1 protein-coding gene is annotated in these 331 nt (G+C 33.8%); it reads left to right on the top strand.

Annotated elements, in window-relative coordinates; translation table 11 throughout:
• On the top strand, positions 1 to 331 hold a 331-nt coding region (locus PZH32_RS12050; RefSeq protein WP_275208497.1), incomplete at both ends, for a hypothetical protein.

The raw sequence follows: 331 nt of genomic DNA, 5'->3' as shown, positions 1-331 counted from the left end.
ATGTGAAAGTGTTGTGGGAACGAATTAATGGGGATGAAAGTTCTAATATCATTAATGTAGAAGATATGGATTCAAAGAAGTCAAAAGATGTTGATGAAGATGCTGCATATAAGGAATTAACTAAGACTTTTGGGGATTATCTTGTAAGATTAGGATATTATCCGCAAGATATGAGATTAAGTCGTTATACAGTTGATGAACAGCAACGGCAGGCGACACTTTTTTATGAGTATAGAGATGAAGTTGTCAGATATTCAATGTATTTAAATGACGATGATTCATCTTTTGGACAGAAGGAAGTAGATAACGAGGTTGATAAGTATACGGAAAC

The sequence above is a fragment of the Adlercreutzia equolifaciens genome (assembly GCF_029076695.1).
Taxonomy (GTDB): domain Bacteria; phylum Actinomycetota; class Coriobacteriia; order Coriobacteriales; family Eggerthellaceae; genus Adlercreutzia; species Adlercreutzia equolifaciens_A.
This window is presented reverse-complemented; position numbering and strand designations above follow the sequence as displayed.